The sequence below is a fragment of the Pseudonocardia sp. GCM10023141 genome, from assembly GCF_042653605.1.
In genome coordinates, this window is record NZ_JBHSIR010000090.1 from 1 (window position 1) to 21,062 (window position 21,062).

Consider the following 21,062-nt stretch of genomic DNA (forward strand, 5'->3'; position numbering starts at 1 on the left):
TCGAGGGTGGGGCCACCTCAAGCCATCACTCGGGCTCCAAGTGGGGCCAACTCAGGCTGGCACACTCATCTGGGAGGTCGACGGGAGGGCACGACCCCCTCTCGGAGACCTGCCCCGCCGGCGAGGCGGCGGTAAAGCCGGGGCACGCGACCGACCGCACCTGACCGGCGGCAAAGCCGGGGCACGCCACCCAACGCGACCCGAAAAGACCCGTAAATCCACGCACCCGCCGACCCCAACTCGCGGGCCCATCCGTCGCAACTCGCGGGCCCATCCGTCGCAACTCGCGGGCCGATCCGTCGCAACTCGCGGGCCCATCCGTCGCAACTCGCGGGTCCATCGGTCCCAACTCGCGGGCCCATCCACCCCAACTCGCGAGAACCTGTCGCGACCCCAGACCCCCACACAACGTTGAGCCCCGGTTAAACCCGGACGAATCCGACCATCCCGATCCCCACGACAACAGCCGATGCCACAGGATGTGTCCATGCCCCGTCCGCTCACCGATGAGACCGACCTAGCCCTGATCGCCGCGATCAGGCTCGACCCGCGCGCGCCGTGGGCGAAGATCGGGCAGGCGCTCGACGTCGATGCCGCCACCGCGGCACGGCGCTGGGCACGGCTGGTCGACGACGGCACGGCCTGGCTGACGGCCGATCCCGGCACGCCCCGGGCCGATCACATGTGCCTGGCCTTCGTGGAGGTGAACTGCGCCACCGACCAGGCCGCAGCAGCCGGTCGCGAACTCGCCGGCAACCCCCGGATCGCGTCGGTCGAGCACGTGACCGGCGGCCACGACCTGTGCCTCACGGTGTTCGCTCCCGGACTCGACGGGATCTCCGACGTCCTGCTCGCCGAGATCGCGCAGGTGCCCGGGGTGATCGCGACCCGGAGCTACCTGGCGACGCAGTTCTTCACGGCAGATCGCACCGGGCAGCGGGGCACGCTCGACGAGGCCCGGCTGCGCAGGCCGCCCACCGCGCCGCCACTCCCCGAGCCCGACGTGCGCGAGCTCCTGCACGCCATGGCGGGTGACTGCCGCATCAGCGTCAGCGCGCTCGCACAGCGGCTCGGTGTCAGCCGGGCCACCGCGCGGCGGCACATGGACACCGCACTCGCTCACCGTCAGCTCGTGATCCGGTGCGATGTGACGCGCTCCGTGACCGGCACCCCGGTCGTGGCGAACATCCGCACGATCGTGCCGCCAGACGAGCTGGCGGCCGTCGGCCGTGCGGTCGCCGCGCTGCCGGGCACGCGCCTGTCCGCGGAGCTCGCCGGTGGGCCGTCCAACCTGCTGCTGTGCTTCTGGTTGCCCGGCCTCACCGAGCTCGAGCGGGTGGAGGTGACGCTCGCCGAGCGCTTCCCGGTGGTGCACGTGGCCGATCGGGTGGTCATCCTGCGCACCATCAAGCGCTTCGGGCGGATGCTGGACGCACGCGGCCGGGCCACGGCACAGATCGTGCTGGACCCCTGGGACACCGGCGACTCCGCCGGGTCGTACCGGCGGCTCGTGGCCCCTACCCTTTCGGCCATCTGATCCGCCAGTGCGAAGGCGCGATACGCACCATCGGTGGTAAGCATCGGCAAATCCCTCGACGCCGGACAATCGGCCACTTATCGTTTCTTCCTATCCAATCCGGAAAGGGGGAGGCATGCACTGGTGGGACCGCGCAAACTGTCGCAAGGAACAGCCCGAGCTGTTCTTCCCCGTGGGTACGTCAGGTCCGGCGCTGATCCAGATCGCCGAGGCGAAATCGGTGTGCCGGCGCTGCCCGGTGGTCGACACGTGCCTGGAGTGGGCGATGGTCAACGGCCTCCGCGAGGGCATCTGGGGTGGGCTCACCGAGGAGGAGCGCCGGCGCAGGCGTCCGCGTACCCGTACCGGCAGCGCCACCTCGCTCACCACCTGACCGTCAGCACTCGACGTCGGCCTTGAGCCGGTCCAATGTGGTGGTGCGGATGTTGCGGCGCTGCAAGTCCGCGAAGGCCTGCCCACGGGTGAGCACGCGGTCGGCAACAGCGGCGATCACGACGCTGTCGGAGACCGTCCGGGACCGTGGCGCCGTCATCGAAGGGTTCCGCGCAGGTGCGGGCCGACGCCGATGTCCCAGCCGGGACCGGCCGGTCGGACGCGCAGCTCGACCGTGGACGGGAGCAGCAGTGGCTTGCCGAACGCCACGTCGTAGGTCAGCGCGCCGGGCAACCGGCCCTCCAGGGTGGCGAGCGCGGCCGCGGCCGTCCACATGCCGTGCGCGATGGCGCGGCGGAAGCCGAACGCGCGTGCGGCGAGCGGGTGCAGGTGGATCGGGTTCACGTCACCGCTGACGCCGGCGTAGCGACGTCCGGTGCCGCCGTCCACGTGCCACACCGCGGTCGGAGGCCCGTCGACGATCTCCGGTGGTTCCGTTGCCTCGCCCGCCTCCGCCCCCGGTGCGGTGGCTCCCCGCGCGAGGTAGGTGCTGCGGCCGTCCCACACCGGTTCACCGCCCGCCGTGATGGCGGCGACGAGATCGACCTGGGCGCCCTTGGGGTGCGCCCGGAACCGCTCGGCACGCACCCCGACGGTCAGCACCTCCGCGGCGTCGATCGGGCGCCGCACGGTGATCGTGTTGCGGATGTGGACGAGTCCGGGCAGCGCCAGCGGGAACGTCCGCGCCGCCATCAGCTCCAGCTGCAGCGGGAACCCGAGCAGGTGCGGATAGGTGGGCGGCAGCGTGTCACCCACGTCGAAACCGCAGACCCGCGCGTAGGCGGCGAGATGGTCCCGGTCGACCGTGGCCTCGCGGGTCAGCACCGTGTCCGGCAGTATCGACGCCCGCCAGCCGATCGACCCGACCGCGGCCCTGAGGTAGAGCGGTGCGAGCGACATCACGCCCCCAGCATGCTCTGGCCGCACACGCGCACGACCTGGCCGGTGACCCCGCCGGAGGCGGCCCGCCCGAGCCAGCCGATCGTCTCCGCGACGTCGACGGGCAGGCCGCCCTGGCGCAGGCTGTTGATCCGGCGACCCGCCTCGCGGGTGCCGAGCGGCATCTTCGCCGTCATGTCCGTCTCGATGAACCCCGGTGCCACCGCGTTGATCGTGGCGCCGCGCTGCGCGAGCTGCGGTGCCAGCGCCCGGACCATCCCGATCACGCCCGCCTTGCTGGCGGCGTAGTTGGTCTGGCCGCGGTTGCCGGCGATGCCGCTGGTGGAGGCGACGGACACGATCCGGGCGCTGTCGCCGAGCACGTCGGAGCCCAGCAGCGCGGTGTTGATCGCCAGCTGCGCCCGCAGGTTGACGGCCAGCACCGCGTTCCAGCGGTCGGCGTCCATGTTGGCCAGCAGCTTGTCGCGGGTGATGCCGGCGTTGTGCACGACGATGTCGACGTGGCCGTGGCGCTCGCGCAGGTGCGTGAGCAGGCGGTCCGCGGCGTCCGGTGCGGTGATGTCGAGCTGCAGGGCCGTGCCGCCGGTGCGGTTGGCGACCGCCGAGAGCGACTCCCCCGCCGCCGGGATGTCGACGGCGACGATCGTGGCACCGTCGCGCGCGAGCGTGTCGGCGATGGCAGCGCCGATCCCCCGCGCCGCACCGGTGACGACCGCGACGCGCCCGGTGAGCGTGTCCGCCACCTCCGGTGTGCCGACCGCGGCACCGACCCGCACGACCTGACCGTCCACATAGGCCGACCGGGCGGACAGGAAGAACAGCACCGTGGACGTGATGTCCGCGTCGGGCGTCACGACCAGCAGGTTGGCGGTGGCGCCGGCGCGCACCTCCTTGGCGACCGACCGGACGAGCCCGTCGAGAGCCTGTGCGACGGCCGCCGCCTCGACGTCGGGAGCATCCGCCGGTTCCGGGCCCAGCAACAGCAGGCGCCCCACCGGCGCGAGGCGCTTCACCGCCGGGGTGAGGAACTGCTGGATCGCGGCGAGGTCGTCGAGCGTCCGGGCGCCCGAGGCGTCGAGGACGACCGCGGCGACCTTGCCCTCGTCGGCTGCCCGAGCGACGCCGGCGTCGTCGAGGAGTGCCTGCACCTGCTTCGCGAACGACCCGTCACCGACCGACCCGACGAGTGCGGGCCCGTCCAGCAGTGGCGCACCCGCGACGAACCGGCGCAGCTGCGGGATCCGCGGCACGCCCAGTGCCTGGACGAGACCGATCTGGGACAGATCGCGCAAGGTGTCCCTGCTCGTGCTGACGCCGCTCATCAGGCCGCCTCGAGGATCGCGACGACGCCCTGGCCGCCTGCCGCGCAGATCGAGACGAGTCCGCGCCCGGAACCCTTCTCGTGCAACAGCTTCGCCAGCGTGGCGACGATCCGCCCGCCGGTGGCCGCGAACGGGTGTCCGGTGGCCAGCGACGACCCGTTGACGTTGAGCCTCGTGCGGTCGATCGACCCCAGCGGGGCGTCGAGGCCGAGGCGCTCCTTGGCGAACGCCGGGTCCTCCCAGGCCTTCAGCGTGGCGAGCACGGTGGAGGCGAACGCCTCGTGGATCTCGTGGAAGTCGAAGTCCTGCAGCGTCAACCCGTTGCGTTCGAGCAGCCGCGGCACGGCGAACACCGGTGCCGTGAGGAGCCCGTCGGGGCCGTGTGATTCGGTGCCGTGCACGAAGTCCACCGCCGCGGTCTCCGCGTCGACGATGTGGGCGAGCACCGGCAGCTTGTGCGAGGCCGCCCACTCGTCGGAACCCAGCAGCACCGCGGCGGCGCCGTCGGTGAGCGGCGTGGAGTTGCCCGCGGTCATCGTGGCGCCCGCACCCTTGCCGAACACGGGCGCGAGCTTCGCCAGCTTCTCCTCGGAGGTGTCGGCGCGCAGGTTCTGGTCGCGGGTCAGACCCAGGTACGGGGTGACGAGGTCGTCGAAGAAGCCCCGGTCGTAGGCGGCGGCGAGATGGTGGTGGCTCGCCGCGGCGAGCGCGTCCTGCTCCTCGCGACCGACCTGCCATTCCAGCGCGGTGATCGCGGCGTGCTCGCCCATCGACAGCCCGGTGCGGGGTTCCGCGTTGCGCGGGATCTCCGGCACGATCTGGCCCGGCCGCAGCCCGGCCAGCGCCTTGAGCCGGTCCCCGACGCTCTTCGCGCCGTTGAGCTGCATCAGGATGCGGCGCAGGTCGTCGTTGAGCGCCACCGGTGCGTCGCTCGCGGTGTCCACGCCGGCCGCGATGCCGCTCTCGATCTGCCCGAGCGCGATCTTGTTGGCGACGAGCACAGCCGTCTCGAGGCCGGTGCCGCAGGCCTGTTGCACGTCGTAGGCGGGCGTCGTGGGCGCGAGCGTGCTGCTGAGCACGGACTCGCGGGTGAGGTCACGGTCGCGACTGTGCTTCAGGACGGCGCCACCAGCCACCTCACCGAGCCGCTCCCCGGCGAGCCCGAAGCGGGCGACGAGGCCGTCGAGCGTGGCGGTGAGCATGTCGTGATTGGACGCCCGCGCGTAGGCGCCGTTCGCGCGGGCGAACGGGATGCGGTTACCGCCGATCACGGCGGCTCTGCGGAGTTCTGGGCGTGCGTTCGACATGTTGTCCCCTTACCCATCGGTAGCCGATACCTAAAGTACACGGTACTGTCAGTTCTATGAAGGTGACCCGCGACAAGCGCGCCAGCCGATGGGACGCCCACCGGCAGGAGCGCCGCGTCGCGCTCGTCGATGCCGCGATACTCGCGATCCGCGAGCACGGCGCCGGCGTCGGCATGGACGAGGTCGCCGCACAGGCCGCCACCAGCAAGACCGTGGTCTACCGGCACTTCGCCACCCGCACACTGCTCTACGTCGCGGTCTGCGCGCGCGTGGCCGATGTGTTGCTCGGACAGATCCGCGAAGCCGTCACGGGCGCCGCCGGCCCCCGTGACCAGGTCGCGGCCGGTATCGAGGCCTACCTGCGGCTCATCGAGCACGATCCCGAGGTGTACCGGTTCGTGGTACACCGCCCGCTCGTCGACCGCCCGCTCGTCGACACCGCCACCGGGCACGGTCCGGATCCGGCTCCCGAGCCCGATCCGGTCGCCGACCTCGTCACCGTCATCGGTGACGAGGCCGCGGCCGTCATCGCCGAACAGCTGCGCCGCACCGGCGCCGCCACCGTCGCCGCCGTGCCCTGGGGCCACGGCCTCGTCGGCCTGGTGCGCGGCGCCGCCGACAACTGGCTGGTCCGGCCCGCAGGCATGACCCGCGCCGAGCTGGCCACCCATCTCACCGACCTGGCGTGGGCCGGCATCTCCGGCGTCCTCGCCGCCTCTGAGGAGCAGTCATGACATCCACCGCACTGCAGCAGGTGCTCGACGGGCGCTGGAGCGGCGCCCGCGAGGAGGTGCGCGCCCAACTCGGCGCGCTCAAGCTCGACCCGGACCTGCCCACCGACGACTACCGCGCGCAGGTCACCGAGGCGCTGCACCAGCTCGCCGGTACCCGCCGTCCGCACCAGGGGTTCGACCCCGCCTACGGGGGCGAGGGCGACGTCGGCGGCGTCGTCACCGCGTTCGAGATGCTCGGCTACGGCGACCTGTCGCTGCTGGTCAAGGCGGGCGTGCAGTGGGGCCTGTTCGGTGGTGCGCTGCAGAACCTCGGTACCGCCCGCCACCACGACCGCTACCTGCGCGACACGATGGACGGCACCCTGCTGGGCTGCTTCGCCATGACCGAGACCGGCCACGGTTCCGACGTGCAACACCTCCTCACCACGGCCACGTTCGACGTCGCCACCGACGAGTTCGTGATCCACACCCCGAACCGGGCGGCGCGCAAGGACTACATCGGCGGCGCCGCCCGGGACGCGCGGATGGCCGCCGTGTTCGCCCAGCTCGTCACGGAAGGCACAAGCCACGGCGTGCACGCGTTCCTCGTCCCGATCCGCGACGCGGACGGCGCCGCCATGCCCGGCGTCACGATCTCCGACTGCGGCCGCAAGGCGGGCCTCAACGGCGTCGACAACGGGCGGCTGGTGTTCGACTCCGTCCGGGTGCCGCGCGAGGCCCTGCTCAACCGCTTCGCCGACGTCGCACCGGACGGCACCTACTCGAGCGAGATCGCGAGCGAGTCCCGCCGGTTCTTCACGATGCTCGGCACCCTGGTCCGCGGCCGGATCAGCGTGGCGGGCGGCGCGGGCAGCGCCGCGGAGAAGGCGCTGACGCTGGCGATCCGCTACGGCGCCACCCGTCGCCAGTTCTCCGATCCGGCCACGGGTGAGGAGGTGGTGGTGCTCGACTACCTCGCCCACCAGCGCAAGCTGCTGCCGGCACTGGCCACGACCTACGCGCTGCACTTCGCCCAGGAGGACCTGGTGGGGCGGATGCACGAGCAGCAGAAGTTCGACGCCGTTCCTGACGAAGGGCTCCAGCGCGAGCTGGAGACCCGCGCTGCCGGGATCAAGGCCATCGGCACCTGGCACGCCACCCACTCGATCCAGACCTGCCGCGAGGCGTGCGGCGGCGCCGGCTACCTGTCGGAGAACATGCTCCCCCAGCTCAAGGCCGACACCGACGTCTTCACCACCTTCGAGGGCGACAACACGGTGCTCCTGCAGCTCGTGGCGAAGACCCTCCTGTCCGACTACGCCCGCCGCGTCGGCCGGCTCGACATGCTCGGCAAGGCCCGCTTCGCCGCCGACCTGGTGGCGGACACCGTCGCCGAGCGCACCGGCGCCCGCGCGGTGCTGCGGCGCGGCGACGTCCGTGACCGCACCTACCAGCGGTGGCTGCTCACCGAGCGCGAGGACCACATCCTCGCGGGGCTGGCGCGCCGGATGCGCGCCGCGCTCGCGCCCGGCGCCGACCAGTTCGGGATCTTCAACGCCGCCCAGGACCACCTCCTGGAGGCCGCTCGCGCCCACGTCGACCGGATCGTGTTCGACGCATTCGCCACCGCCGTCGACGGCGTCACCGACCCCACCACCAACGCCCTGCTGGAGCGCGTGTTGGCCCTGCACGGCGTCGCGACGATCGAACGCGAGCGCGCCTGGTTCGTGGAACACGCCTACCTCACCGCAACCGGTACCAAGGCCGTGACGGCAGCCGTCAACGCGCTCTGCGGCGAGCTCCGCCCCCACGCCCGCACGCTGGTGGACGGCTTCGGCATCCCCGAACCGTGGCTCGACTGCCCCCTGCTCGACGGCGAGCAGCCCTCCCGCCCGACGCCCGCCTAGAACGGCGCAGGCTCGGCGTCGGGGTGGATCACCGGCGGGGTCGGAGGTGGCCGTTGCGGTGGAGGCGCGGCCGGTTGCACAGGATGCGTAGATCCACCCGGCGTGCGGTGCCGGACCCTTCGTCGTGTTCGGCGGGCTGCGGTTCTCCTCGACGGTGTCGCCGCCCTTGCCGTGATCGAGCGTGTGATCGAGGTCGGAGCGGCGGGCCGATCGGGTGCAGCCCGGGCCGATGCAATGCTGGTCCCGTAGCCGGTGTTGCGCGCGACCGAGCCACGGAAGAACCGCGCCCGCCGTCGTGCCGCCTCCTGCTTCTTGGCGCGGTTGGCCCAATTGCGGCGATCTCCGCCAACACCCCGGCCCACGCGCCAGGATCGGCGATCAGCGCCTTGAGCTCGGCGAGGGTGAGGTGGATCTGCACGACACCACCTCGCGCCTTGCCGCCACGGTTCTTGGGGCGGCTGCGCAGGAACCCGCCGTGCAACAGTTGGCCGGTGCTGTCGACGCCTCGGTCAGACCCTGGGACCGGCCGTCGAGCATGCCCAGATACAGATCGGCACTGATCTGGCCGAGCGTTCCCGGACAACCCTTGCGACGCGCGGCCTCGGCAAGCCGATCCAGCCGCGCGCACGCGGCCGCCGCCTCATCGGGCGGGAGTCCTTGGGCAACGACGGTGGCGGTGCCGGTGATCGGGTCCAGATGACACGACACACCACACTTCTCCACCGCACGCTGATACTTCCGCCGCTGATAGGCGGGATCGATGGCCAGGATCGCGCGCCACAACCCGTTGGCGAGCTGCCGGGTGGTCCACCCCGACGCACCCGGCACCAACCGTTCACACACCACAGCGATCTGGGCGGCGGTCAGCTCGGCGGGATCGAGGTACTCGCAGAACATCCACGCCTTGCTGCGGTCGATCCGTCCGGCCCGAAACGCCGCCAACACCAACGGCAGGTGATCATGGAGCTGCTCGGCCAACCCGAGCTCCCGATCCGCTGCGGTGGGGGTCAAGGTCAACAGTGCGGCGATCTCCGAGGACGCCCACTCGTAGGACCGCTCGGCCCGCCCCACCACTGCGTCGCCGAGCTCTGCGAGCGGTGTGGACCGGGCGAGGTGCACCATCCCGACCAGCAGTTCCGCGTCCTCGTGCGCGCGCTGCCGAACCCGCGCGGCGACCACGTCACCGATGTGCGCGTTGGGGATGGTCTCCCACGCCATGGCGGCGAGGACCGCAGCCAGCTCGGGACCGGGCGGCAGAGCTGCCACTCGCTCCCAGAGCCGAACCGGATCCCTCATGACTCGAACATGCATTCGAGCACTGACAGTTCCGGCCCTCCCCAGGCCGGACCCGGAAGAAATCTTGAAACCGCCCCAACCGACCCGCTCCCGGGCCCACCCGTCCTGACTCGCGCGCCCATCCATCCCGCCTCGCGGTGCAGCCCGTCCCGACTCGCGGGCAGCCCGTCCCGATTCGCGGGCCGTTCCGTCGCAACTCGCGGGCCGTTCCGTCGCAACTCGCGGGCCCATTCACCGCAACTCGCGCGCTGACCTGCGCTGACCGGTCACTGCGGGCAACGCCTGACCCGGCTTCCCCAGAACCCTGCCGGGCAAGAGAACCCAAGCGCGCACAGCGCGCGCACACCGGGCCGAGTGCCCTCCCGGAGACCTGCCCCGCCGGTGAGGCGGCACGAAAGCCGGGGCACACCACCCAACCGCACCCGATGGACAGCAGGACCCGACCACCCGATCCGGTGGCCACCCCACCAACCCCCTGCGTAGGGTGACGCCGCGGCCCGACCCACCTGCGACGTCGCCCGGCCGGACCGCAACCATCGGCTGATCAGCAGTGGGGGGACGAGTGGGCACGGACGATCCGGCGGCGCCGCCACTGCACATCGTCGTCGACGGTCGGGTGATCGTCGCGCCGCAGCGGCGGGTGGTGATCGGGCGCGGGTCCGGCGCCGACGTCGATCTCGACCACCCGTCGATCTCCCGCTGCCACGCCGTGCTGGAGCCCCGGCCCGGTGGCTGGACGCTGATCGACCGCAGCCGCAACGGGCTGTTCCACTCCGGGCAGCGGGTCACCGAGCTGGCCGTGGTCGGCGCCACCACCGTGGTGATGGGCGCGCCGAGCCCGAACGGGGTGGCCGTCCAGTTCCTCCCCAACGGCTCCAACGCAGCCCCACCCCCGCAGGCTCCGCCGAGCGACTCCGCGACGGTCGTGCACATGCGGCGCAGCGACTCGATCGCCGAGCAGGGCCGGTTCTCGGCCGTCCACCAGGTGCGCAGCCCGCAGATCACGATCGGTCGGCTGCCCGACAACGACGTGGTCGTCGACGACCTGCTGGCGTCGCGACGCCACGCCGTGCTCAAGCGCACCGCGGGGGGCGGTTGGGAGGTCACGGACCTGCGCAGCGGCAACGGCACGTTCGTCAACGGCAGGCGCATCACCACCACCCCGCTCACCGAGAGCGACGTGCTGGGTGTCGGGCACGCCCTGTTGCAGCTGCAGGACGACCAGCTCATCACCTACCTCGACACCGGCGACAACACGTTCGAGGCACAGGACATCAGCGTGCGCACCGCGAAGGGCGACACGCTGCTGCACCCCGTCAGCTTCGCGGTGCCGGGTCGCACGATGGTGGCCGTGATCGGGCCGAGCGGGGCGGGCAAGTCGACGCTGCTCAACGCGCTCGTCGGGTCCCGGCCGGCCGACACGGGCGAGGTCCGCTACGCCGGGCGCAGCCTCTACGCCGACTACGCCGAGCTGCGCCACCGCATCGCGCTGGTGCCCCAGGACGACGTCCTGCACACGCAGCTCACCGTGCGGTCGGCGTTGACCTACGCCGCGCAGCTGCGGTTCCCGGCCGACACGACGGCGGCCGACCGGCAGCAGCGCATCGACGAGGTGCTCGGCGAGCTCGGCCTCACCGAGCACGCCGAGAAGCGCATCACGCAGCTCTCCGGCGGGCAGCGCAAGCGCACCAGCGTGGCGCTGGAGCTGCTGACCCGCCCGTCGCTGCTGTTCCTCGACGAGCCGACGTCCGGGCTCGACCCGGGCATGGACCGCTCGGTGATGCAGACCCTGCGCGGCCTCGCCGACGACACCGACAACGCCCGCACCGTCGTCGTGGTCACCCACAACGTCGCCAACCTCGAGCAGTGCGATCTGCTCCTGCTGCTCGCGCGCGGCGGGCACCTCGCCTTCTTCGGTCCACCGGCCGAGGCGCTCGCGCACTTCGGGCAGAAGGACTACGCCGACATCTTCCTGATGCTGGAGCAGCACGACGGCGAGCACTGGGCCCAGCGCTTCCGGGCGACGCCGGCGTACCGGCGCTACGTCGAACCGCGCGCGCAGGCCCGTCCCCCCGCAGGCGACACGCGACCGGAGATCCCCGACCCGGGGCCGCGCCAGCAACGGGCGCACGTGCAGTTCGCCGTGCTGTGCCGCCGCTACCTGGCGGTGATCGCGTCCGACCGGCAGTACGCGATCTTCCTCGCCGTGCTGCCGCTGGTGCTGAGCCTGCTGGCACGCGCCGTCCCGGGATCCGCGGGGCTGTCGGCGAGCGCGGCGAAGGCGGCCCAGGACCGCCAGCCCGGCCAGCTGCTGCTGATCCTCATCATCGGCGGGGCGCTGATGGGTGCCGCGGCCTCGATCCGCGAGCTGATCAAGGAGAAGCCCATCTACCGCCGGGAACGCGCGATCGGGCTGGCGCTGGGCGCCTACCTCGCGTCGAAGGTGGTGGTGCTGACCGCCGTGGTGGGCGTGCAGGCCACGCTCTTCACCGCGCTGAGCCTGTGGGGCCGCAACGGTCCGGACAACCCGCTGGTGCTGCACTGGGGACAGCTCGAGATCCTCGTGGCGGTGCTCGGCGTCACGATCACGACGATGCTGATCGGCTTGGCGATCTCCGCGTTCATCGACAACGCCGACCGCGGGATGCCGCTGCTGGTACTCATGATCATGGTGCAGCTGATCTTCTCCGCCGGCCTGTTCCCCGTCTTCGACCGGCCGGTGCTCGAGCAGCTGGCCTGGCTGGCCCCGGCCCGCTGGGGGTTCGCGATGGCCGCGGCCACCACCGACCTCGGGTCCACGGCGCCCGGCCCCGTCGACCCGCTGTGGGCCCACACCGCCGCCGTGTGGAGCGCCGAGGGGCTGATCCTCGTCGGGATCGCCGGAGCGCTGATCACGCTGATCGCCGTGCGCCTGTCCCGGCTCGACCCCCGCACCCGGCGCCGCGGCTGAACCCGCCGGTCAGCCGCAGGCCAGGTGCACGACCGTGGACGCGCTGCGCCGTCCGCCGCTGTCGTAGATCCAGAACTCGACGTCGGAGGAGATCTGGTTGGGCTGCCCGCAGCCGTGGTTGAACGGGTACTCGACCCGCCCCGGCGACACCCTCCCGTAGGACGGGCTGCTGAACGGGTGCGACTCCGGCGCCCACCCGGAGCCGTTCACGCCCCGGAAGCCGAAGCCCGCCGCATCCCCGTCGGCGTCGGTGTAGGAGACGCTCAGGTAGATCAGCACACCCTGCTGGTAGCTGGACCGGCCGACGATCGACGGCGCGCTCGGCTGGACGGGCTCGACCCGCGGCTGCGGAACGGGCTGGGGTTGGGGAACGGGCTGCTGCTGCGGCTGGGGAACGGGTTGCGGCTGGGGAACGGGCTGGGGCGCGGGCTGGGGAGCTGCCGTGGTCGCGGGCAACCGCACCGGTGGCGCCGGGGCCTCCGCGGTCGCCGGTACCGTCGTCGGTACCACCACCTCCGGCGCCTGCTGCGTGCCGGGCACGGCGCCCGGGTCCGCCCGGGCCTCCGGTGCTCCCGCCGACCCGCCGGTCGCGAGCAGGAACGTCGCCCCTCCCAGCACCACCAGCACCGCCAGCACGGCGGCCAGCACCAGCGCACCCCGACGCCGCCGCGGCGGCGCGTGCCCGTGCGCTGCCGGCACGGCTGCGGCCAGTTCTGCCGCGGACGGGATCCAGGTCGGCGCCGCCGCCGGCACGCGCTCGGTGACGGCATCGAGCGCACCTCCCGCCAGCGCCGCGCGGGCATCCCCCACCAGTGCGCCTGCGGAGGGGTAGCGGTCGTCGGGATCCTTCGCCATGCCACGGGCGACGACCGCGTCCAGGCCGTCCGGCAGGCCCGGGACGTGCTCGGACGGTCGTGGCGGCGCCGTGTTCAGATGCGCGTTGATCATCGCGGGCAGACCCTCACCGACGAACGGCTTGCGCCCGGTCAGTGCCTCGAAGAGCAGGCAGCCCAGGGAGTACACGTCAACGCGATGGTCACCGTGGCCGCCGGTGAACCGCTCCGGCGCCATGTACTCCAGCGATCCGACGGTCGCTCCGGTCGCGGTCAGCGCCGTGGAGCCGTTGCTGACCGCGCGGGCGATGCCGAAGTCGGCGACGTAGACGAAGTCGCCTGCTCCGCCGGCACCCGGCGTGATCAACACGTTGCTGGGCTTGATGTCGCGGTGCACCAGCCCCTCGGCGTGGGCTACGTCGAGTGCCGCCGCGACCTGCGCGACGATCTCGACCGCGCGTGCGGCAGGCAACGGGCCCTGCACGTCGAGCAGGCCGGCCAGATCGGGACCCTCGACGAGGCGCATGTCGAGGTAGAGCCTGCCGTCGATCTCGCCGTAGTCGTGGATAGGGATGACGTGTGGTTCGCGCAGCCGTGAGACCAGCGCGCACTCGGCCCGGAACCGCGCCTCGAACTCCGCCTCCGCGGCCAGCCGGACCGGCAGTCGCTTGATCGCGACCACGCGCTCGCGGACGGTGTCGTAGGCGCGGTGGACCTCGCCCATGCCGCCGCGGCCGAGCAGGGCCTCGAGCCGGTAGGGCCCGAACATCTCATCCGTCACGCACGATCTCCCAGGGTGTCGTCCCGGTCCGACGGCCCCGCCCGTGCAGATACAGGACGGGCAGGCTAGCGGGGAGCGGGCCGGGTGACCAGGGCCGAACGGACGAGGCGGCGCCCTCCTCGATCGCTCCTCAGTTCTCGTCCAGCACCGCGCGCAGCCGCACGACGAACGTCTGCGGGTCGTCGACGAAACCGGTGTGACCGCCCGGGAAGAGGGTGGGCTCGATGCCGAGGCGGGCCGCGAGCGCGGTGGTGGTGCGGTCGCACTCCTGGCCGGTCGAGGCGTCCCCGATCCCGGCGACGATGCGCACCGGGGAGCTGCGCAGGACGTGGAGATCGGGGTTCCAGTACGTGGAGGGCCGGAGCTCGTGGGCGAACCAGAAGTGCTCGCCTGCCAGGGTCTTCGGGTCGCGGTCGTCGCCGAACATGTGCTCGAGCACGCCGGGCGGCAACTCGATGTTCGCGTTCGCCATGAACTTGCGCCATGCCCCCAGGTGGTCGCCGCCCAGGTAGGTGGCGCACATGTCGTCGGTGGCGGCGCGGACCTCATCGCGGTCGTCGAGCAGGTTGATCAGCGGGGGCTCGTGGGCGATCGCGGTGTGCAGCAGGTCGGGGCGGGCCTGGACGAGCGCCAACGTGGTGACCGCGCCACCGCTGGACCCGAGTACCACGGCGGGGCCGGCATCGAGGTGCGTCAACAGCCGGGCGAGATCGTCAGCGCGGATCTCCGGGGTCGAGTCGGCGTCGCGGTCCTCGATGGTGCTGCGGTTCGCCCCACGCGGGTCGGAGGTGAGCACGGTGTGGTCCGTGGCGAGCAGGTCCGCGAGCGGTGCGAACGCCGCGGCGTCCATCGGGGCGCCGATGAGCGCGATGAGCGGGCCCGCACCGCGGACCTCGTAGTGCAGGAGTGCGCCGGGCACAGCGAGTGTCGCGGCGGTGACCGTGGTGGTGTCGGTCATGGTGAGAGCCTCCCGGAACGGCGGGTCGGTCGGGGTGATCGATCTCTTTCGGGGAACAAGACCGACGCCGTGGGGCAGAATCATCGCGGTGAGCGATTTTTCTGTGCAGACCGCCGAGCAGCGGCCGGCAGGCGACGAGGACCCGGCGCTCGCGTTGGCCAGGGCAGGAGATGACGAGGCGTTCAACCGCCTGGTCGAGCCGTTGCGGCGCGAGCTGCACGCCCACTGCTACCGGATGCTCGGCTCCACCCACGACGCCGACGACGCGCTGCAGGATGCACTGGTGCGGGCGTGGCGCGCGCTTGCCGCGTTCGAGGGTCGCAGCTCGCTGCGCAAGTGGCTCTACACGGTCGCCACCAACTCCTGCCTCGACGCCGTCGCCCGCCGCGGTCGGCGCGCGCTGCCGATGGACCTGAGCCCGGCCAGCGAGCAGGTCGTGGTCGGCGACACCCCGCTCACCGAGGTCGCCTGGTTGGGCCCCTACCCCGACGCCAACGGTCCGGACACGCGCTACGAGCGGCGCGAGTCCGTCGAGCTGGCGTTCGTCGCCGCCCTGCAGCACCTGGGCGGCAACCAGCGGGCGGCGCTGCTGCTGTTCGAGGTGCTCGGCTTCTCCGCGGCCGAGATCGCAGACATGATGCAGACCTCCACGGCGTCGGTGAACAGCGCGCTGCAGCGGGCCCGCAAGATCGTGGCGGAGCGCGTACCGCCCCGCACGCAGCAGCAGGCGCTGAGCGAGCTCGGCGACGCCCGGCTGCGGGAGATCGTCAACGGGTTCTCCGCGGCGTTGGAGCGAGGTGACGCCGCCGCGCTCGTCGCGCTGCTCACCGAGGACGTCACGTGGTCGATGCCTCCGCTGCCGCACTGGTACGCCGGCATCGCGGCGGTCAGCGCCTTCGCCGTCGCCGTCCCGCTGACGAGCTGCGGCTCCTGGCGGCACCTGCCGACCAGCGCCAACGGCCAGCCCGCCGTCGGTTGCTACCTGTGGAACGAGGCGACCGGCAGCCATGTCGGCTGGTCGATCAACGTACTTTCGGTGGAGGGCGGGCAGATCGGCGCGATCACCTCGTTCATCGGGCCCGAGCACTTCGCGGTGCTGGGCCTGCCCGCAGCACTCGACTGACCTTCGTGCCCGCACCGTCCACCGTTCCCCGTGGGAGACCTCTGTGCCGTTGAAGTCCGCTCGCCGTTTCGCCGAGATCGCAGCGGGCACGCCACCCCGTGACCCCGCCGTGATCATGCGCAGGGCGGTGGTGCTGGGCGGCGGGATGGCGGGGCTGGCCGCAGCCCGCGTGCTCAGCGACCACGCGGACGAGGTGCTGATCATCGAGCGGGACGGCACGGACGTCACCGCGGGTCCCCGGCCCGGCGTTCCACAGGGCAGCCAGGTGCACGCGCTGCTGCCCGCAGGCCAGGTCCAGCTCGATCGCTGGTTCCCGGGATTCACCGCCGCAGCAGTCGCAGCGGGCGCGGAGCCGCCCGACCCCGCAGGCATCAAGCTGATCATCAACGGAGTGCTGCGCACCGCGCCGATGCCGGCCTCGCAGAGCCCCGCGCTGATCACCACCCGGCCGTTCCTGGAGGCGATGGTCCGCAGCCGGACCACCGCGCTCCCCGGAGTCACGTTCCTGGTGGGGCGCGCCGAGGGGATCCGCGTGGACGGTGACCGCGTCACCGGGGCCCGCTACATCACGACCGACGGCGAGCCCGTCACGGTGGATGCCGACCTGGTCGTCGACGCGATGGGCCGCTCCAGCCGCATGAGCAACTGGCTGGAGGCGGACGGTTGGCCGAGCCCGCCCCTGCGGCGGATGCCGATCAAGCTGAACTACGCCACCGCGCTGTTCGAGCGCGACCCGCGGATCAGCGACGTCAGCGTGTCGGTGGTGCAGCAGGAGGCCACGGCGGACGGCCTGCCGCGCATCGGCGGCATCAACGCCGTCGAGGGCAACCGGTGGATCATGCTGATCGCGGGCTACGGCGACGACAAGCCCTCGCGCGACGCGGCCGACTACGCACAGCGGTGCCGCCGCGACTTCCCGTCGTTCTTCGGGGACATCGCCGAACGGGCCCGCATGATCGGCGACGTCGTCACGTTCCACCAGGCCGAGAGCCGCCGCCGCGACTTCCACCTGCTGGACCGGCTGCCGGCCGGCTTCATCGCGGCGGGTGACGCCGTGGCGTCGTTCAACCCGATCTACGGGCAGGGCATGACATCGGGCATCCTGCACGCGTCCTGCCTGTCGATGTGGCTGCGGTCCGGCGACGGCGACCCGGCCGGGCCCCTGCAGCGGCCGGCCATGCCCTACTTCGAGCAGGTCAAGGTCGTGGTCGACGCCGCATGGCAGGTGTCGACGTTCGCCGATCTCGCGCTCCCCCACGTCGAGGGCCCGTACCCGCCCGCCTACCCGCTGATCAGGTGGATCAGTGGCGAGGTCGCGACAGCGTCGATGACCGACGCCACCATCAACGCGGCGCTCACGCGCGTCACCACGATGCAGGCCCCGCCGAGCTCCCTCATGCGAGCCGGCACGGTGCTGCGCGCGCTGCGGCTCGGCGCGGTCCGGCGCTGGTCGGCCGCCCGGAGCGGGTAGCGACGGCGGCACCGGGGCCTGGGGGCAGACCGGCGCTGCACCGAGGCGGTAGGTTCCGGGTCCCGTTCTCCCGAAGGGACATCGCCGACGCAAGGTTCTGCACCGCGCAGGTCATCGTCGCCGACACCGCCGGGGACCTGCCCTACATCGTGAGCGAGTACGTCGACGGGCCGTCGCTGCGCCACGAGGTGACCACCTCGGGCCCGCGGCTCGGTGCCGACCTCGACCGGCTCGCCATCGGCACCGCGACCGCGCTCGCTGCGATCCACGAGGCCGGCGTGGTGCACTGCGATCTGAAACCCGCCAACGTCCGGCTGGCCCGCGACGGCCACTGGAGCCCGGCGATCCCGACCGGGCGCGACGCGCGCACTGCAACGCGGGGGTGCTGGTCGCGGCCGGGGTGGCCGCGTTCTTCCGGTGGCCGGGCGGGATCACGGGCAGCTCCGCGACCGCGGTGGACATGGACTTCACCTCGCCCAACCCGCGCAGCCCGTCCGGTGTCATGGCCTTCGAGATGAACGGCGCCGGGCGGATCGACATGCACCTCGGCCCGCGGTCGGACACGTCCTACTACGCCACCCTCACGCGCTGAGCCGGGCCGGCGTCGGGCATTGCCCCGGCGCCGCCTCCTGACCCATGCTGGGCACCACGACCCGAGGGGGCCCGCACATGGCGATGTGGGACATCACCGAGCGACCTGCCCAGGAGCAGTTCGACTTCTGGCGCGAGGTCATCTGCCAGGCCTTCGTACCGCTGGCCCCGACCCGGACCTCAGCTGGTGAGCCCGGCTTCGCCGCCCGCGTCGAGACCCGGACGCTCGGTTCGATCAACCGGGCCGACATCCGCTCGCAGCCGCAGCTGACGAGTCACGGCCCGCGCGAGGTCAGTCGCTCGCAGGGAGCGTTCTACTTCGTGAACCTCCAGCTCGCCGGCCGCTGCGCGGTGCGCAATGGCGGCACCGAGTCGGTGGTGGCGCCCGGCCAGTTCACCGTGCTCGACACCACCGAGCCCTACTACCTCGGCTTCGACACCGAGTGGCGGATGCTGTCGTACCGGATCCCCCACGAGCAGCTCAGCAGGCGCCTGCCCGATCCGGGGCGCGGCACCGGCCATCCTGTCGACGGGGCGGCGGGACTCGGTGGCGTGGTCACAGCGCTCATGCGGTCGCTGTGGGAGCTCGACGACGGCACCGCGACGTCCGCGCTGATCGAGCTGGAGCAGTCGTTCGCCGCGGTGGTGGCCGTCGCGCTCGGCGGTGAGCAGCAGCGAGATCCCCGACACCGGGATCAGCGGGCGCTGCACGACGGCACGCGAGCGGCGATCCTGCGCCACGTCGATGCCCACCTCGGCGATCCGGCGCTGTCGGTGGCGTCGGTCTGCCGGGCGTTCTCGATCTCCCCGCGCTTGCTGCACACGCTCTTCGAGACCCAGGAGCAGTCGTTCGCCGAGACGGTGCGGGCACTGCGCCTGGACCGCTGCGCCCGCATGCTGGCCGACCCCCGCCAGACGGCGACGATCACCGAGGTCGCCGCCCGCAACGGCTACCCGGATCCGGCGGCGTTCAGCCGAGCGTTCCGGCGGCGGTTCGGGACGGCACCGAGCGAGCTGCGCCCCCGCCCTTCCCGCTAGCCGTGGTCCCTCCCGGTAGCCCGGTCACCCCAGGTAGGTAGCTGCCGGGTCGTAGGACGGGTCGGCGAGCATGGTGTGCAGCTGCCGGCGACGGACACCGAGGTTGCCGCCGTCGAACAGGGGGTAGACGAGCGCGTCCTGCAGGATCTCGGCGAGCGGGTTCTCGTGGCTGTAGCTGTCGATGCCGACCACCCGCATCAGGTCGGTGATCACGCGCACCGCGGTCTCGGATCCGACGATCTTGGCGTGGAGCGCGGCCTCGGCCGCGGCCGGGCTGCCCGTGTCGAGCGCGTGGCACGCCTTCCATGCCAGGTACCGCACCGACTCCATGGCCCCCTTCGCGTCCGCCAGCGCGTAGCCGACGGCCTGGTGCTCGATGATCGGGACGGCGCCGGCACGCCGCTCGTTCTTCGCGAAGTCGAGGGCGAACTCGAACGCGGCCCGCATCTTCGCCAGCGCGAACACGCCGACCAGCGCGGCCGTCGGGACGAAGCTGCCGGCCACGATGTCGCGGCCCGCGCCGGGGCCGGCCAGGATGTTGCCCTTCGGCACGCGGACCCCGCGCAGCGAGATCGTCGGCGTCTGGTGGGCCCGGTGCCCCATCAGGTCGAGGCTGGTGTCCACGGTGAGCCCGGCGACCGGGCCGGGCACGAGAATCACCGAGAGCGCCGCGTCCGGCGGGGCGTCGGTGCTGGTCCGGCACACGACGGCCAGCAGGTCCGGACCCGTGCCGTCCCACCCGCCCGCGCTGGACACCCACTTCTTCGCCCCGTCGATCACCCACTCGTCCCCGTCGAGCACCGCGGTGGTGCGGATGCCCTCGGCAGGAGCGGGCGCGTCGTAGTTGGCGCTGCCACCCGGCTCGCTGAACGCGAACGCCGCCAGCGGCGCCCCGGACGGCTCCAGGAACCGGCCGATGTGCTCCTGCACCTGCGCGGGGCTCCCGGCCGCCATCAGCGGGGTCAGCCCGAGCGTCACGGCGAACAGCGTGAGGGAGACGTTGGCGTCGACGGCGATGAACTCCTCGGCGATCAGCGCGAAGTCGACCATCCCCTTGCCCTCTCCCCCGATCGGGGCCGGGAGGATCCGGCGCAACCAGCCGTCGGCGATGACCTGCTCGTAGATCGGCTTCGTGGCCTCCCAGCGTTCCTGCGGAGTCGCCAGGTGGCGGGTCGCGGGCCCGACCCCGGACAGCAACTTGCGGGCGAAGTCGCGTGCCGCGAGGCGGAGATCCTGCTGTTCCGGCGTCAGGGTGAAGTCGATCGCCATGCTGGTGGCCTCCCGGTCGGACGCCGATGGGTCGGCGTGGGAGGCCAGGCTGCCGGGTGGTCGACGGGGGCGGCTTGGCCGCATGTGCAGCATCGCTGTGCATTCCGCGCACTGTTCGGCCGGATGGCGTCGCCTTCTCGACTTGACGGGCTAGATGCGCGAGTTGCGACGGATGGGCCCGCGAGTTGCGACGGATGGGCCCGCGAGTTGCGACGGATGGGCCCGCGAGTTGGGACAACTGCGTCGGGCGGGACGGGACTGCACGGATGATTTCGCCATTCGGGCGCGGTGATTTCGCCGTTTCGGCACGTGAGTTTGCGATCTCGACACGCTGGAGACGAGGGGTGCGCGAGTCGGGACGGACGCACCGCGAGTCGTGATGGATGGGGTGTTGATCTACGTGTCTGTCAGGGCGCCACACACCTGTAATCGAATGTTTGTTCAACTATCGTGGAGGCATGTCCACCACGTGTCTGTCATGTCTCAGGACATCGGTGACGAACCTGTGTCAGGACATCGGTGACACTATGGGTGTGGCTGGTGGTGACACTTCGGTCGTGATGCCGGGCGTGTCACGGCATCCGTGTAAGCCGCGGGTGGACCAAGATCGGCTCAGCGTGATCTTCACGCTGCC

17 protein-coding genes and 1 pseudogene are annotated in these 21,062 nt (G+C 72.1%); 10 read left to right on the forward strand and 8 right to left on the reverse strand.

The window, feature by feature from the left end; translation table 11 throughout:
- Positions 1-487: 487 nt before the first annotated feature.
- Both ACFPFQ_RS48085 and ACFPFQ_RS48090 read left to right on the forward strand, forming a co-directional pair.
- Positions 488-1,537, forward strand: a complete 1,050-nt coding sequence (locus ACFPFQ_RS48085; protein WP_379630032.1) for an Lrp/AsnC family transcriptional regulator — start codon at positions 488-490, stop codon at positions 1,535-1,537.
- Between the two features lie 115 nt (positions 1,538-1,652).
- Positions 1,653-1,910, forward strand: coding sequence for a WhiB family transcriptional regulator (locus tag ACFPFQ_RS48090; RefSeq protein ID WP_379630033.1), 258 nt, complete (start codon positions 1,653-1,655; stop codon positions 1,908-1,910).
- A 3-nt stretch (positions 1,911-1,913) separates the two neighbouring features.
- Here the strand turns inward: ACFPFQ_RS48090 and ACFPFQ_RS48095 are convergent, their stop codons facing one another.
- The 4 genes from ACFPFQ_RS48095 to ACFPFQ_RS48110 are packed head-to-tail and all read right to left on the reverse strand — an operon-like array spanning position 1,914 to position 5,498.
- The gene (locus tag ACFPFQ_RS48095; protein ID WP_379630034.1) at positions 1,914-2,069 is read right to left on the reverse strand and encodes a hypothetical protein; all 156 of its coding nucleotides are present in this window, start codon (positions 2,067-2,069) and stop codon (positions 1,914-1,916) included.
- Entirely contained in the window at positions 2,066-2,869 is an 804-nt protein-coding gene (locus ACFPFQ_RS48100) for a MaoC family dehydratase (RefSeq protein ID WP_379630046.1), read from the reverse strand. The genes ACFPFQ_RS48095 and ACFPFQ_RS48100 overlap by 4 nt, the downstream gene beginning before the upstream one ends.
- Positions 2,869-4,191 carry a 3-oxoacyl-ACP reductase gene (locus ACFPFQ_RS48105; RefSeq protein WP_379630035.1) on the reverse strand — a complete coding sequence of 441 codons (1,323 nt, stop codon included), beginning with the start codon at positions 4,189-4,191 and terminating at the stop codon, positions 2,869-2,871. Before ACFPFQ_RS48105 ends, ACFPFQ_RS48100 begins: the two co-directional genes overlap by 1 nt.
- Positions 4,191-5,498 (reverse strand): acetyl-CoA C-acetyltransferase, encoded by a 1,308-nt coding sequence (locus tag ACFPFQ_RS48110; protein ID WP_379630036.1) that lies wholly within the window; start codon positions 5,496-5,498, stop codon positions 4,191-4,193. Before ACFPFQ_RS48110 ends, ACFPFQ_RS48105 begins: the two co-directional genes overlap by 1 nt.
- 56 nt (positions 5,499-5,554) lie before the next feature.
- On the opposite strand from ACFPFQ_RS48110, the gene ACFPFQ_RS48115 reads away from it, so the two are divergent.
- Complete coding sequence (locus tag ACFPFQ_RS48115) at positions 5,555-6,232, forward strand: TetR family transcriptional regulator (RefSeq protein WP_379630037.1); 678 nt, start codon at positions 5,555-5,557, stop codon at positions 6,230-6,232.
- Positions 6,229-8,118, forward strand: coding sequence for an acyl-CoA dehydrogenase (locus ACFPFQ_RS48120; RefSeq protein ID WP_379630038.1), 1,890 nt, complete (start codon positions 6,229-6,231; stop codon positions 8,116-8,118). The genes ACFPFQ_RS48115 and ACFPFQ_RS48120 overlap by 4 nt, the downstream gene beginning before the upstream one ends.
- Before the next feature lie 378 nt (positions 8,119-8,496).
- On the opposite strand, the gene ACFPFQ_RS48125 is transcribed toward ACFPFQ_RS48120, so the two are convergent.
- Positions 8,497-9,414 carry a DUF222 domain-containing protein gene (locus tag ACFPFQ_RS48125; RefSeq protein ID WP_379630039.1) on the reverse strand — a complete coding sequence of 306 codons (918 nt, stop codon included), beginning with the start codon at positions 9,412-9,414 and terminating at the stop codon, positions 8,497-8,499.
- A 562-nt stretch (positions 9,415-9,976) separates the two neighbouring features.
- Here ACFPFQ_RS48125 and ACFPFQ_RS48130 point away from each other — a divergent pair.
- Positions 9,977-12,364 carry an FHA domain-containing protein gene (locus ACFPFQ_RS48130; protein WP_379630040.1) on the forward strand — a complete coding sequence of 796 codons (2,388 nt, stop codon included), beginning with the start codon at positions 9,977-9,979 and terminating at the stop codon, positions 12,362-12,364.
- A 9-nt stretch (positions 12,365-12,373) separates the two neighbouring features.
- Here ACFPFQ_RS48130 and ACFPFQ_RS48135 read toward each other — a convergent pair whose 3' ends face one another.
- Together ACFPFQ_RS48135 and ACFPFQ_RS48140 are read right to left on the reverse strand one after the other, a co-directional pair.
- Positions 12,374-13,978 carry a serine/threonine-protein kinase gene (locus tag ACFPFQ_RS48135; RefSeq protein WP_379630041.1) on the reverse strand — a complete coding sequence of 535 codons (1,605 nt, stop codon included), beginning with the start codon at positions 13,976-13,978 and terminating at the stop codon, positions 12,374-12,376.
- A gap of 130 nt (positions 13,979-14,108) precedes the next feature.
- Positions 14,109-14,936 (reverse strand): alpha/beta fold hydrolase, encoded by an 828-nt coding sequence (locus tag ACFPFQ_RS48140; protein ID WP_379630042.1) that lies wholly within the window; start codon positions 14,934-14,936, stop codon positions 14,109-14,111.
- 154 nt (positions 14,937-15,090) lie between these two features.
- On the opposite strand from ACFPFQ_RS48140, the gene ACFPFQ_RS48145 reads away from it, so the two are divergent.
- The 5 genes and pseudogenes from ACFPFQ_RS48145 (at position 15,091) to ACFPFQ_RS48165 (ending at position 19,159) form a co-directional block, all read left to right on the forward strand.
- Positions 15,091-16,059, forward strand: coding sequence for a sigma-70 family RNA polymerase sigma factor (locus ACFPFQ_RS48145; RefSeq protein WP_379630047.1), 969 nt, complete (start codon positions 15,091-15,093; stop codon positions 16,057-16,059).
- Between the two features lie 43 nt (positions 16,060-16,102).
- Positions 16,103-17,530, forward strand: coding sequence for an FAD-dependent monooxygenase (locus ACFPFQ_RS48150; protein WP_379630043.1), 1,428 nt, complete (start codon positions 16,103-16,105; stop codon positions 17,528-17,530).
- A gap of 149 nt (positions 17,531-17,679) precedes the next feature.
- A pseudogene (locus tag ACFPFQ_RS48155) lies at positions 17,680-17,847 on the forward strand (serine/threonine protein kinase); the annotation flags it as partial.
- Between the two features lie 65 nt (positions 17,848-17,912).
- Entirely contained in the window at positions 17,913-18,122 is a 210-nt protein-coding gene (locus ACFPFQ_RS48160; protein ID WP_379630048.1) for a hypothetical protein, read from the forward strand.
- Between the two features lie 77 nt (positions 18,123-18,199).
- The gene (locus ACFPFQ_RS48165; protein WP_379630044.1) at positions 18,200-19,159 is read left to right on the forward strand and encodes a helix-turn-helix domain-containing protein; all 960 of its coding nucleotides are present in this window, start codon (positions 18,200-18,202) and stop codon (positions 19,157-19,159) included.
- 24 nt (positions 19,160-19,183) lie between these two features.
- Here the strand turns inward: ACFPFQ_RS48165 and ACFPFQ_RS48170 are convergent, their stop codons facing one another.
- Positions 19,184-20,428 (reverse strand): acyl-CoA dehydrogenase family protein, encoded by a 1,245-nt coding sequence (locus tag ACFPFQ_RS48170; protein ID WP_379630045.1) that lies wholly within the window; start codon positions 20,426-20,428, stop codon positions 19,184-19,186.
- Positions 20,429-21,062: the final 634 nt, after the last annotated feature.